The sequence below is a fragment of the Mycobacterium venezuelense genome (assembly GCF_054919535.1).
Window position 1 is genome coordinate 14,441 of sequence record NZ_JBONDW010000012.1, and the last position, 13,245, is coordinate 27,685.

Genomic DNA, 13,245 nt, shown 5'->3' on the forward strand with positions numbered 1-13,245 from the left:
ATGTCTGATTTGATGACCGGCATCGCGACACTGCTGACGCTGCAAAACATGCTGTTGCTGCTCGGCGGTGTGCTGATCGGCATGATCGTCGGCGTCATCCCCGGGGTGGGACCGTCGGCGGGGCTCGCGATCCTGTTGCCGGTGACCTTCGGCCTCGACCCGACCGGCGCGATAGTGATGCTGGCCGCCGTCTACTACGGCGCCATGTACGGCGGAACGATCACGTCCGTGCTCATCAACACACCTGGCGAATCAGCCACGGTGGCAAGCACATTCGACGGATATCCACTTGCGAAACAGGGGCGCGCCGGGCCGGCGCTGGTGATGGCCGCGCTGGCGTCGTTCGTCGCGGGAACGATCGGGGCGGTGCTGATCGCCTTCGCCGCACCGATCACCGCCGACTTCGCCAAGACCTTCGGCCCGCCGGAGTACTTCCTGATCGTGCTGGCGGGTCTGCTCACCGTCATCGTGATCCTGCGGGGCAACAAACTGCTCGGGGCCTTGTCGGCGCTGATCGGTTTCGCGATCGGCACCATCGGCGTCGACATCGGCGGCGGCGAGCAGCGCTACACGTTCGGTGCGGTGGACCTGATCAACGGTGTCGACTTCATCCCCGTGGCGATCGGGCTGTTCGCGGTCGGCGAGGTGCTGCACACGTTGTGGCGGGGCGGGCATCTGGAGAAGCTCGACTTCTTCGGCGTATCGGCACGAAGCCGAGCCTTCTGGCCCAACCGCAAAGACATCCGCGAGTCCGTCGGCCCCACGCTGCGCGGTTCGTTCCTGGGATTCGGCGTCGGCGTCACCCCAGGCGCCGGTGCGACGGTGGCCTCGCTGATGTCCTACAACGTCGAGAAATCGGTCTCGCGGACGCCGAGCAAGTTCGGTAAGGGCGCGCTGCCGGGCCTCGTCGGCCCAGAGGCCGCAAACAACGCCGCATCGTCGGGCGCCATGGTGCCGCTGTTGACCCTGGGCATCCCGGGCGGCGGCGCGACGGCAATCCTGCTCGGCGGGTTCCTGATGTGGGGTCTGCAGCCCGGCCCCCTGCTCATGGAGCAGAATCCCGAATTCGCCTGGGGCCTGATCGCGAGCATGTTCCTCGGCAACGTGATGCTGTTGCTGGTCAACGTGTTCTGCATCCCGGGCTTCGCCAGCATCGCGCGGGTGCCGTTCCGGATCCTCGGCCCGATCGTAATCGTGCTGTGCGTGCTCGGCACGTTCGCGGTGAACAAGAGCCTGCTCGACGTTCAGATCATGTTGGTGTGCGGCGTGCTCGGGTTCTTCATGCGGATCTACGGTCTGTCCCCGGCCGCCCTGGTCATCGCGCTGGTACTCGGTCCCCTTGCCGAGGAGTCGCTGCGGCAGACGATGGTGATATCGGGCGGCAGCCTCGATGTCTTCGTGCAGCGCGGCACGTCGCTGGCCATCCTGTGCTTCATCGTGTTCCTGTTCATGATCCCGCTGATCAAGGATCCGTTGCGCCGCGCCAGTCAGGGTGCGCTGCAATTGGTTTCGGCAAAGCGCCGAGCCGGCAAGGTCGAGGACGCGCGCGCCGACAACGAGCGGGAACACGTGTGATGAATCTCGGCACACTCCTGCTCACGGCGACCGCGGCCGTGGTGGGTGCGGCGGTGGCCACACTGTTGCACCTGCCTGCCGCACCGCTGCTCGGCGCCATGGTGGGAGTCGCACTCGTCAACATCCTCAGCACCTCGGCGTTCGAGATACCGGCAGCAGGCAAGTGGATCGTCTACGTGCTTCTCGGCTGGCTGCTCGGGACCGGCGTCACGCACGAGACGCTGACGCAGCTTCGTGCGGCGGTGGTGCCGATCGTCCTGACGGTCGTGGCCTTCCTGGTGTTCGGTTTGGTTGCGGCACTGCTGTTGTGGAAGTTCACCCCGTTCGACTCGATGACCGCACTACTGGCCACCGCACCCGGCGGCATCGCCCAGATGGGTGCGTTGTCGGCCGGTGCGGGCGCAAATGTTCCGATCGTGCTGACCGTGCACGTACTGCGGATCACCTCGGTGATCGTGCTCATGTCGGTCGGCCTGAAATTGATGGGAGGACGCGGGTGACGAAACGTCGACCGCTTGCCGATATCCGGGTCGTGGATCTCAGCCGAGCGCTGGCCGGCCCCTACGCGACCATGATGATGGCTGACGCCGGCGCCGATGTGATCAAGGTCGAGCCGCCCGGTGGTGATGACAGCCGCGGCTGGTTGCCTTACGTCGACCGCAACGGCCACCGGGAGTCGGCGTACTACATGAGCGCCAACCGCAACAAGCGGTCGGTGGTGCTCGACCTCAAGACGGCCGAGGACGCCGACCGCCTGCGGTGGCTCGTCTCACAGGCCGACGTGCTCGTCGAGAACTACCGGCCCGGCGTGCTGGACCGCTTGGGGCTCGGTCTGGAGGGTCTGCGCGAGCTCAACCCGCGGCTGGTCACGTTGTCGATCACCGGGTTCGGCAAGGGCGGGCCCGATGGCAACCGACCCGGCTTCGACCAGATCGTGCAGGCCGAGGGCGGCCTCATGACGCTGACGGGCCGGCCCGGTGGGCCGCCGCAGCGCGTGGGCATCCCGATCGCCGACCTGCTCGCCGGCCTGTTCGGTGCCTTCGGCGTGATGACGGCCCTTCGGGCTCGCGAGCGCACGGGCCGCGGGCAGCATGTCGAGACCTCGTTGCTGGCCGCCGTCGTCGGCGTGCACGTGTTCCACGGCGTGGGCTGGCTTGCCGCGGGCGTCGAGCCGGTGCTCACCGGTAACCGTCACCCGTCCATCGCGCCGTACGGGGTGTTCGGCTGCGCCGATGCCGATATCGTGATCGCTGTCGGCTCAGAGGCGTTGTGGCGCAAATTCGCGCCGATCGTTGGTCTCGACGCCGCCCGGCCGGACATCGCGACCAACGTCGACCGGGTCAGCCGGGCCGACGAACTGCAGAAGGAGATCGACACGCTGCTGGCCGACCGTCACGCCGACGACGTCCTCGCCGCACTGGACGCCGCGGGTGTGCCCGCGGGCCGCATCCGCACCGTGCCGGAGGTCTACGACTGGGAGCAGGTCCGGGCGTCGATGGTCACGACGTTGACACACCCGACGCTGGGTGACATCGACATGCCCGCGTCGCCGCTCACGCTGTCCGACCATCACGAGCCCCGCCGCGACGCGCCACCGGAACTCGGCGCCGACCAGGATGCGGTGTTCGCCGGATACGCCCCTGCGGGAGGTGCCCGATGAGTCCGAGCCCCCAGCGGGTCGCAGTGGTCGGCGGCGGCATTGTCGGGGTGGCCGTCGCGCGTGAGCTCCTGCAGCGCCGGCCCGACGTCGAGGTCACGGTTTTCGAGAAAGAGGACCGCCTCGCGTCGCATCAGACCGGCCGCAACAGTGGTGTGGTCCACGCCGGGCTGTATTACCAGCCCGGTTCGGCGAAGGCGCTGTTGTGCCGTCGCGGCGTCGGCCTGCTCGAGGAGTACTGCGCGCAGCGCGGAATCCGCCGGATCGCCTGCGGCAAGGTGCTTGTCGCGCTCAACGACGTCGAACGCGCCCGGCTCGCCGATATCGAGGACCGCGCCCGCGCCAACGGCGTGCCAGGAATCCGGGTCATCGGCCCTGCCGAGCTACGCGAACTCGAGCCCCACGTGCGGGGTGTCGCCGCGCTGCATTCGCCGTCCACGTCGATCGTGGACTTCGCCGAGGTGACCCAGGCGCTCGCGGCGGACGCCGTCGGCGCCGGGGCGAAGATCCTGCTCGGCCACGAGGTCATCGGCATGCGGGCCACCGGTGCCGAGGTCGTGATCACCGTCCGGACCGGAGGTGGCACCGATGAGGCCGCGTTCGACCGGGTGATCGCATGTGGCGGGTTGCAGAGTGACCGGTTGGCCGAAATGGCAGGCGACGGGCCGGATCCGGTGATCATGCCGTTCCGCGGCGAGTACTACGCACTCAAACCGGAACGCCGCGGGTTGGTCAACGGGCTCGTGTATCCGGTGCCCGATCCGCGATACCCGTTCCTTGGCGTGCATGTGACACCGCGCGTGGACGGCGAGGTGCTGATCGGTCCGAATGCCGTTCTCGCCCTTGCTCGGGAGGGCTACACCTGGAAGAACGTGTCGGTCTCGGATCTGGCCGGGGTGGCCCGCACACCCGCGTTCTGGCGCTTCGCACGCCAGCACTGGCGCACCGGTATCCGCGAGATGTACGGCTCGCTGAGCAAGCGGCGGTTCGTCGCGGCTGCCCGGGCTTACGTCCCCGAACTGGCCGATGACGACGTCGTGGCGGGCACTGCCGGTATCCGCGCACAGGCACTCGACTCCGACGGCGGCCTCGTCGACGACTTCCGGATCAGCGTCCGCGACCGCATCGTGGTGCTGCGCAACGCCCCGTCCCCCGCGGCGACCTCGGCGCTCGCGATCGCCGAACACGTCGTCGGCACACTGGGAAGCGAAACGTGAAAACGGCTCTTACACAAGGCCTGTGGGGAGTTCTGGCCACCCCGTTCGACGATCATCTCGACATCGACCTCGAATCGTTGCGCAACGAGGTCGCATCGTTTGCCTGCGACGGGTGCGACGGACTGGTCTCGCTCGGCGTGTTCGGCGAGGCGGCATCGCTGCAACCGGCGGAGGCCGACGCGGTCGCGCGGACCGTCGCCACCTCGACTGACCTGCCCTATGTGCTCGGGCTGTCCGAACGCGATCCGGATGCCGTTGTCGCGCAGGCGCAACGGTTGCTCGCGGCGGTCCCGCGTCCCCCCGTCGCGGTGATGGCTCAGATCGGCGACCCCAACCCGGCCGTCGCCGCCGAATCGCTGCGCAATCTGTACGAAGCGACCGGCATCGGCGTGCTCGTTCAGGACTACCCTGTCGTGTCGGGCGTGCGGGTCACCGATGAGCAGCTGGTCGCACTCGTGCGGGCCTGCCCGTTCGCGGTCGGCGTGAAATCCGAAACCCCGCCGACCTCGGCCGCGATCGCCCACCTGGCGCCTCGGCTCGACGTGCCGGTGTTCGGCGGCCTCGGCGGCGTCGGGCTGCTGGACGAGCTCGCGGCCGGATCGGCGGGTGCGATGACCGGTTTCAGCCACCCGGCAGTCCTCGCCGAGGTGTTGCGCGCGTATCGGGACGGCGGATTTCCCGCTGCGCGCGAGGTTTTCGCACCGTGGCTACCGCTCGCCAATTTCGAGGGGCAACTGCGCGTCGGGCTTGCCATCCGCAAGGAAGTGCTGCGGCGGCGCGGCGTGATCGCGGGCAGCCGGGTGCGCCGCCCCGCGATGCCGCTACCCGCGTCGCTCGTCGGCCTGCTCGATCAACACCTGGCCACCCTGCCCCACCACGCACAGCGCTGAGGAGTATTCATGGATCTTGGAATCGCCGGACGCACCGCGCTCGTGCTCGGCGCAAGCGGCGGGCTGGGCGGCGCGATCGCGGTTCGGCTCGCGGAGGAAGGCGCCAACGTCGCGGTCACGGGACGTTCGGCCGACGCACTCGCGGCCACCGCGGCCCGCATCGAGCAGGCGGGCGCCAAAGCCCTTCCGCTCGTGTGGGATCTCGGTGAGCGCGACCGCATGGAGCCGACTGTCGCGGAGGTCGAGCGCACGCTCGGCCCGGTCGACATCCTCGTCAACAACACCGGTGGCCCACCGCCGACACCGGTGGCCGGGCAGGACGCCGGTACGTGGGTCGACAGCTTCGAGAAGATGGTGCTGGCCGTCATCGCGCTCACCGACCGGGTTCTGCCCGGGATGCGTGAACGTGGCTGGGGCCGCGTCTTGACCTCGACGTCATCGGGTGCGCTGAGCCCGATTCCGAATCTCGGGCTGTCCAATACGCTGCGGGCCAGCCTGCACGCGTGGTCCAAGACGCTTGCCGACGAAGTCGGTCGTGACGGCATCACCAGCAATGTCATCGTGCCGGGCCGGATCGCCACCGATCGCACCCGGTTCCTCGACGAACGCCGTGCCGAGCGCGAACAGCGCAGCGTCGAGGACGTGGCCCGCGACAGCGCCGCCACGATGGCGCTGGGCCGGTACGGCAGGCCCGACGAGTACGCCGACGCCGCGGCGTTCCTGTGCAGCGACCGGGCGTCCTACATCACCGGCACGATTCTGCGCGTCGACGGCGGACTGATCCGTAGCGTCGCCTGATCTTTCAGTATCACAACAACTTTCATAGGAGTTTCATGCGTCTGCGCACTGTCCTACTCGATAACCACCCGATCGCGCGTGTTGCACTGGCCGATGGGCGTCACGCGCGCGTCGACAAGGTGTTGCCCGGCGCCCCCGCCGACCTCCTGGCGTTGCTGGAGACCGACAGCCTTGAGGCGCTGACCGCGGCGGTTGCCGCCGGAGTGTCCGACGACGCGTGCGTCGCAGCGGATTCGCCGGTGCTCGCGCCGTGGACCCGGCCGCGCAAAATCCTCGGCATCGGGCTCAACTACGGCGCGCACGCAGGCGATCTCGGCGAGCAGGCACCCCGCACCTCGCCCGCGTCGTTCCTGAAAGGCGACCACACCATCGTCGGCCCAGGAGATCCGATCGTGGTGCCGCCTGGCATCGGAAAGGTGACCTCGGAAGCCGAACTGGGGCTGGTGATCGGAAAGCCGTGCTACCAAGTCAGCGTCGAGGATGCGATGTCGTATGTCGCCGGCGTGGTGGCGGTGCTCGACCAGACTGCCGAGGGGATCCTGCTGGAGAACCCGCGCTACCTGACCAGGGTCAAGAACTATCCGTCGTTCTTCGCGTTCGGCCCGGACCTCATCACGCTTGACGAGGTGCTCGCCCACGGCCCGCTCGAAAAGCTCCGCGTCGCAACTATTCACAACGGCGCGGTGCATCGCGAGGACACCGTGTCGGGGATGACGTTCTCCCCCGCCGAGCTTCTCAGCTTCCACAGCCAGGTCATGCCGTTCTATCCGGGCGACATCCTCTCGACCGGCACACCGGGTGCGGTCGGCATCGCGCCTGGCGACGTCGTGCGCTGCGAGCTGGGCGACGGGCTCGCGTCGCTGACCAACCCGGTGGGTTAGCGGTCCGCGTCCGCGCGGTAACCGCGCAGCGCGTCGTAGATCCACCGTTGGAGCGAGCCGACGGTGGTCACCTCCCCGGCGATCTCGGCCACCAAACACCAGTACCGCCGGATGAGGGGATCCTCGTCGGCACCCGCGTTGTCGGCAAGAGCCAGCCGAAAGCCCGGAGTGTCCTTTTCGCGACGGGCGCTGGCGTGGGCATCGACGAACCGGTCCACCGCCGGGCCGTCCGACGGCGGTCGGCCGGAGATCACCAAGGGCAGTGCCATATCGCACGCCTCGGCGATTCCAGTGAGCAGCCCTCGGCGATCGGCGATGCGGGTCGGATCGAACCTCCAGAGTTGTTGCGCCATAGCATCGCTCAACATCGGTCGTTGCGCGAGCGCGACCAGTTCGGCGTACGCGAGCACGTTGACGGGAGTCGGCTCGGCCGGTGGTTGCGGCACAGTCATGTCCACGAATTCGTCGAACATCTCCCGCGAGGTCGCTCCGGCGAACAGCCGCCGCCAGAAGTCGATGAGTACGTCGTACCCGCCGCGTCCGCCCTGCACGGTGGACAGGAGTTGCAGCCGCGCGGACCGATCGTGCGGGGCGGCATGTTCGACCGCCGCCAATGACGCGCGCCGCCAGGCCAGGATGGCCAGCTCGCCGTCGAGCGCGGCCCGCTCGACCATCGCCGCCTCACCGATCGAGACCCGGCCCGCCAGAACGTCGACGATGATGTTCAGGCCGAGACCGAGTGCCCGCAGCTGCCGCACCAGGACGAGCGACTCGACGGCGCTGGCATCGAATACTCGGTGCCCGCCTGGACTTCGACGTGACTCAAGGATGCCTTCATCGCAGTAGTACCGGATGGTCCGCACGGGCACACCGGTCAGCCGCGACAGCTCTCCGATGGTTGTGATGCGCATCACAGTCCCTTGATCCTCCACCCTACTGGAGTTCCTAGCGTAGGCCGTATGAACACCGACGACATCTGGCGGGCCGTCGACACCGAACGACGCAACCTGCAGCATCTCCTTGAACAACTCACGGCACCACAGTGGCGCCACGCCAGCCTGTGCGAGCAGTGGCAGATCCGCGATGTCGTCGCCCACGTGGTGCTCTCGACCAAGGCCGGCGTCGGGCGAATCCTCGTCAACGTGTTGCGTGCCCGAGGCAGCATCAATCGGATGGTGTGCGAAACCGCAATACGCCACGCGTCACGAACCGATGACCGCGAGCTGCTGAGCGAGCTGCGCGACTCGATCGGGTCAAGCTTCACCGCGATCGGCACCACACCCGCGGATCGGCTGATGGACCTGCTCGTACATGGTCAGGACATCGCGGTGCCGCTCGACCTACGTCACGAAATGCCCACCGCGGCAGCGCACCTGGCGCTCGAACGCGTCTGGAATCCGCGATTCCCATTCCACGCCGCCAAGCGATTGGCGCCCTACCGGTTGTGCGCGGTCGACGCCGAATGGGCCGCAGGCACCGGCCCGCTCATCGAGGGGCCGGTTTCGGCGCTGCTCATGCTGGCGACCGGTCGCGACTCGGCAGCCATGCCGCATCTCACCGGCGAAGGCGTCGAATTGCTGCGCCGAGCAGACACCTAGGTACCCGCGAAAGCGCACACAACGGTACCGGAGCGTCTGCTCGCGCAGGAGAATTCGGCGCGAAACTCAGCCCCTCAGCACCGCGCCGACGCGGTCGGCCGCCGCGGCCGCTGCCGCATCGCGGGCAGCACTGGCCTCATCCTCGGTGAGCGTGCGATCGGCGGCCCGGAACCGCAGTGCGAGCGTGAGCGATTTACGACCCTCCCCGATCTGCGGGCCGGTATAGACGTCGAACAGCCGGACATCCTCCAGCAGCTCACCCGCCCCGTCGCGGACGGCGTCGACGACTGCCGCGGCTGCAACCCCATCCTCGACGATCATGCTGATGTCCTGGAACACCGCGGGGAACGGCGAGACCGACGGCGCGGGCAGGGTTTCCGTGATCGGGATGGCGTCGAGGTCGAGTTCGACCGCACACGTGCCCTTGGGCAAGCCGGTCCGCTCGACCACCGCGGGATGCAGCTGCCCCGCATAGCCGACGGGCGTATCGCCGACGAGCACCTCCGCGCACCGGCCCGGATGCCACGGCAATTCCTGCGCCGCACGCAACGTGAGCTCGATGCCTGCGGCGCGGCCGATCACGCGCACGGCCTCGAACGCGTCGGCGGCCTCGACCGGACGGCCGGGCCCCCACGGGCCCGCGGGTTCGCGCAGGCCGGTGAGCACCGCGGCGACATGTTGCGGCTGGCGCGGCAATGACGCGTCCAGTCCGGCGATCTCCTCGTCGGTCGGCCTGCGGTCGGTCGGGATGAGCTCGACGGCCCTGGTCTGCTCGGTCGGCTCGACCACCTGCGCGATCGCGAACAGCGCGACATCTGCGGTACCACGGGACACGTTGCGCCCCAACGCCTCAAGCAGTCCGGGCAGCAGCGTGGTGGCCAGCTGCGGACGGTCGGCCTCAAGCGGGTTGAGGACGTTGGTGGTGGTGCGCCGCGGATCGTCGGCCGCGAGCCCCCACGCGTCGAACACCCCGGCAGGCAGGAACGGTGTCGGGAGGATCTCGACGAATCCAGCCAGCGCGAGCGACTTTCCGATGGCGCGGCGGCGCTTCTGGACCGGCGTGAGGCCACGCCCGGCGGGAGCCGTCGGCAGCACCGACGGGATGATCTCCAGCCCCTCCAGCCGCAGCACCTCCTCGACCAGGTCGGCGCGCTGGCGCAAGTCGGGCCGCCAGCTCGGCGGGGTGACCGTCAACGGATCGGCACCCGTCACCGCCGCACCGATCTGGGTCAGCCGCCGCGCGGTGGTTCCCGCGGCGTACTCGACGCCGGCCGTGCGGTCGGGCAGGTCGGCGGGGATGTCGATGGCCGGATGTGACCAATCGGCACGGTCGCCGTCGCGCCAGTCGGTCAGCTTCGGCTGCACGGTGCCGCCGGCGATGCCGGCCAGCAGGGTCGCGCAACGATCCAGTGCCGCAACGGATATCGCCGGATCGACGGAACGTTCGTAGCGCCGGCCCGCCTCACTCGCCAGATGCAGGCGGCGTTGGGTGCGCGACACCGCGGCCGGATCCCACACCGCGGCCTCAAGCAGCACGTCGGTGGTGGTCTCGCGCACCTCGGTCGTGCCCGCACCCATCACCCCGCCGATCGCGGCGGTCGCGACGTCGTCGACGATCAGGACATCGCCGGAGTTCAGGGTGCGCTCGACGTCGTCGAGCGTCACGACCTTCTCGCCGTCGCGGGCGAACCGCACGTCGAAGCCGCCGGTGATGAGGCTGCTGTCGTGGGCGTGCATCGGATGGCCGAGTTCGAGCATGACGTAGTTGGTCACGTCGACCGCAGGCGAGATGGCGCGGATGCCGCTGAGCAGCAGCCGCCGCTGCATCCACCACGGCGACACCGCGGCCGGATCGATCCCCGTGACCGGCCGCAAACCGAACCGCTGCACGCCCGTGCCGGGTTGAACGGTCAGCGGCCACGCTTCGCCCTCGACGGGCAGCGGCGCGACGTCGGCCGGGTCGACGTAGTCGAGGTCGTAGGCGCACGCAATCTCGCGGGCCAGACCGCGCACGGACAGGCAGTAGCCGCGGTCCGGGGTGATCGCGAGGTGGAACACCACATCGTCGAGTCCCAGGACGTCGGCGGCAGGCGTGCCGGGTTCGGCCGTACCTGGCGGCAGCACGAGGATGCCGGAATGGTCGACGCCGAGGTTCATCTCGGCCGACGAGCAGATCATGCCGTCAGAAAGCCGGCCGTAGGTTTTGCGCGACCCGATCGTGAAGTCACCGGGCAAGGTGGTTCCCGGCAGCGCCACCACCACGAGATCGTCGACGGCGAAGTTCGTTGCACCACAGACGATGTCGCGAAGCTCAGCTTCACCCACATCGACCTTGCAGGCCCGGATCGGCTTCTTGAACTCGGTGAGCTCCTCGATCTCGGCCACCCGGCCGATGGTCAGCGGACCGCTCACCGGGCCGATCGGGATGATCTCCTCGACCTCGTGCCCGATCCGGATGAACGTCTGCTCGAGCTCCTCGGCCGAGACGTCCCAGCCCGGCGCCCCGGCGCGGACGACGTCACGCAGCCAGCTGTAGGGAATGCGCATCAGGCGCCCACCCCGAACGGCAGCGAGAACCGGACGTCGCCCTCGACCATGTCACGCATGTCAGGAATACCGTTGCGGAACTGCAGGGTTCGCTCCAATCCCATGCCGAACGCGAAGCCGGAGTAGACATCGGGGTCGATGCCGCATGCCCGCAACACATTCGGATTCACCATGCCGCACCCGCCCCATTCGACCCAGCCCGGTCCGCCCTTCTTGTTGGGGAACCAGATGTCCACCTCGGCCGACGGCTCGGTGAACGGGAAGAAGTGCGGACGGAAGCGGGTGCGGCCCTGCGGCCCGAACTGGGCCCGCGCGAAGGCGTCAAGGGTGCCGCGCAGATGTGCCATCGTCAGGCCTTTGTCCACCGCGAGACCCTCGACCTGGTGGAACACCGGGGTGTGCGTGGAGTCCAGTTCGTCGGTGCGGAACGTCCGGCCGATCGAGACGATGTAGACGGGCAGCTCGCGCTCGAGCAGCGCCCGGATCTGCACCGGCGACGTGTGGGTACGCAGCACCTGACGTGAGCCGTCCGGCGCGATCTGGAACGTGTCCTGCTCACTGCGAGCCGGATGGTCCGGCGGGAAGTTCAACGCGTCGAAGTTGAACTGTTCGGTCTCGACCTCGGGACCCTCGGCCAACTCCCAACCCATCGCCACGAAGGTGTCGGCGACGTTCTCGGCCAGGATCGTGATCGGGTGCCTGGCACCGATCGGCTGACGCGTCGACGGCAGTGTGACGTCGATGCGCTCGGCGACGAGCACCGCCGCGTCACGTTCGGCGCGCAGCACGGCCAACCGTTCGTCATAGGCGCGCTGAGCTTCGCCACGAGCAACGTTGACGCGTTTGCCGGCGTCGGCGCGGTCGGTCTTGGGCAACGACGCCAGCGCCTGGCGGGCCAGTGCGATGGGCGCGCGGTCACCGAGGTGCTCGGTTTTGGCGCGCGCCAACGCGTCGAGGTCACCGGCCAGATCGAAGGCATGCCGGGCCGCACTGACAGCTTTGGTCAGGGCTTCTTCGGAGAGATCACTGGGCTGCTGAGCCACCCGGCGATCATAGGCGATGCGCCGATGGGCCCTCGAATGCGTTTCGGCGCCGTGAAACGGCTACGCCTCAGGCGCTTCCTTCTCGGCTCCACCAGGCAGTTGCCTCGCGGTTCTGATGCGGTACATCACGAGATCGTCAGGGACCCCTTCCGGCCGCGGCGAGAACATCGGGCGCCGTTCACGTTTGACCGTGACGCCCAATGCGGCGAGCCGGTCCTCGGAGATCGACTCCAAGGTGGTGTGCGACACCAGCAGACCACCTTTCGCGGCGCGCTCCATCACCCGTGCGGTGATGTTGACGTCGATGCCGAGCCAATCAGACCCGAGGCGCTGTGGCCGGCCGGTGTGCATACCGACCCGCATGCGGGGCGTGTAGCCGTCGACATCGACGACGGCCAGTGCATCCAGCGCGATCAGCACCGCACGCAGCGCGGTCTCCGGGTCGGAGAACACCGCCATCATGCCGTCGCCCATGCGCTTGACGATGTGGCCCCCGGACTCCAGCAACGGCGGCTCGACAAATTGGGCGACGCGCCGCAGCAAACGCAGAGTGGCATCGTCGCCGGCCTTCAGCGACCACGTCGAGAACCCGACGAGATCAGTGAAGACCAGGGTCACCTCTGGGTTGGGCGGGACACCCGAGACCCGCTCGGTGAGCGCCTGCCACACCTGCAGTGCGCCCAGACTTACTTCCCGGGACGCGGCGCCACGATCGAGCAAACGGTCGGCCACGCGGGCCGCGACCCGCGGCCCGCCGTTCCCCGCGGCCGACAGCGGATCGCCGAAATCCGGGTCACCAGGCAGAGCCCTGCGCACGCGTCGCACCATGCCGATCACGGCGGGGCTGTGATTCGTGCGCTGCAGCCACCCCAACGGTCCGGGCAGACCACGCGGCTGGACCGGGCGGCCCTGCGGCAGCTCCTCGATTTCCCCGACTCGGCCGGATCGTTCATCGAACGATTCGCCATTCACAGCGTCAGCGTAAGTGGCTTTGGGACCGACCGGCAATGACGCCCGCGCCGGGTTTGCTCACACCCGC

The 13,245-nt window shown here is 68.6% G+C and carries 12 protein-coding genes; 8 read left to right on the forward strand and 4 right to left on the reverse strand.

Annotated features, from left to right (window positions below; genetic code table 11):
* The 7 genes from ACRCUN_RS19890 to ACRCUN_RS19920 are packed head-to-tail and all read left to right on the forward strand — an operon-like array spanning position 1 to position 7,018.
* Positions 1-1,575, forward strand: a complete 1,575-nt coding sequence (locus ACRCUN_RS19890) for a tripartite tricarboxylate transporter permease (RefSeq protein WP_462143354.1) — start codon at positions 1-3, stop codon at positions 1,573-1,575.
* Positions 1,575-2,075, forward strand: coding sequence for an AbrB family transcriptional regulator (locus ACRCUN_RS19895; RefSeq protein ID WP_462143355.1), 501 nt, complete (start codon positions 1,575-1,577; stop codon positions 2,073-2,075). Before ACRCUN_RS19890 ends, ACRCUN_RS19895 begins: the two co-directional genes overlap by 1 nt.
* A complete protein-coding gene (locus tag ACRCUN_RS19900; RefSeq protein ID WP_462143356.1) occupies positions 2,072-3,235 on the forward strand; it encodes a CaiB/BaiF CoA transferase family protein in 1,164 nt (387 codons plus the stop codon). The genes ACRCUN_RS19895 and ACRCUN_RS19900 overlap by 4 nt, the downstream gene beginning before the upstream one ends.
* Positions 3,232-4,449 carry an L-2-hydroxyglutarate dehydrogenase gene (gene lhgO / locus ACRCUN_RS19905; protein ID WP_462143357.1) on the forward strand — a complete coding sequence of 406 codons (1,218 nt, stop codon included), beginning with the start codon at positions 3,232-3,234 and terminating at the stop codon, positions 4,447-4,449. The genes ACRCUN_RS19900 and lhgO overlap by 4 nt, the downstream gene beginning before the upstream one ends.
* On the forward strand, positions 4,446-5,339 hold the full coding sequence (locus ACRCUN_RS19910; RefSeq protein ID WP_462143358.1) for a dihydrodipicolinate synthase family protein: 894 nt from the start codon (positions 4,446-4,448) through the stop codon (positions 5,337-5,339). Before lhgO ends, ACRCUN_RS19910 begins: the two co-directional genes overlap by 4 nt.
* Positions 5,340-5,348: 9 nt before the next feature.
* Positions 5,349-6,137: an SDR family oxidoreductase gene (locus ACRCUN_RS19915; protein ID WP_462143359.1), complete on the forward strand. Its 789-nt coding sequence runs from the start codon at positions 5,349-5,351 to the stop codon at positions 6,135-6,137.
* Between the two features lie 35 nt (positions 6,138-6,172).
* Positions 6,173-7,018, forward strand: a complete 846-nt coding sequence (locus tag ACRCUN_RS19920; RefSeq protein WP_462143360.1) for a fumarylacetoacetate hydrolase family protein — start codon at positions 6,173-6,175, stop codon at positions 7,016-7,018.
* On the opposite strand, the gene ACRCUN_RS19925 is transcribed toward ACRCUN_RS19920, so the two are convergent.
* Complete coding sequence (locus ACRCUN_RS19925; protein ID WP_462143361.1) at positions 7,015-7,929, reverse strand: MerR family transcriptional regulator; 915 nt, start codon at positions 7,927-7,929, stop codon at positions 7,015-7,017. The genes ACRCUN_RS19920 and ACRCUN_RS19925 overlap by 4 nt on opposite strands.
* A gap of 48 nt (positions 7,930-7,977) precedes the next feature.
* Between ACRCUN_RS19925 and ACRCUN_RS19930 the strand changes: the two genes are divergently transcribed.
* On the forward strand, positions 7,978-8,616 hold the full coding sequence (locus ACRCUN_RS19930; protein ID WP_462143362.1) for a maleylpyruvate isomerase family mycothiol-dependent enzyme: 639 nt from the start codon (positions 7,978-7,980) through the stop codon (positions 8,614-8,616).
* 66 nt (positions 8,617-8,682) lie between these two features.
* On the opposite strand, the gene pheT is transcribed toward ACRCUN_RS19930, so the two are convergent.
* From pheT to ACRCUN_RS19945, 3 genes are read right to left on the reverse strand one after another with little or no spacing between them, the layout of a single operon-like run.
* Positions 8,683-11,163, reverse strand: coding sequence for a phenylalanine--tRNA ligase subunit beta (gene pheT, locus ACRCUN_RS19935; RefSeq protein WP_462143363.1), 2,481 nt, complete (start codon positions 11,161-11,163; stop codon positions 8,683-8,685).
* Complete coding sequence (pheS, locus tag ACRCUN_RS19940; RefSeq protein ID WP_462143364.1) at positions 11,163-12,206, reverse strand: phenylalanine--tRNA ligase subunit alpha; 1,044 nt, start codon at positions 12,204-12,206, stop codon at positions 11,163-11,165. Before pheS ends, pheT begins: the two co-directional genes overlap by 1 nt.
* Positions 12,207-12,266: 60 nt before the next feature.
* Positions 12,267-13,178, reverse strand: coding sequence for an adenylate/guanylate cyclase domain-containing protein (locus tag ACRCUN_RS19945; protein ID WP_462143365.1), 912 nt, complete (start codon positions 13,176-13,178; stop codon positions 12,267-12,269).
* Positions 13,179-13,245: the final 67 nt, after the last annotated feature.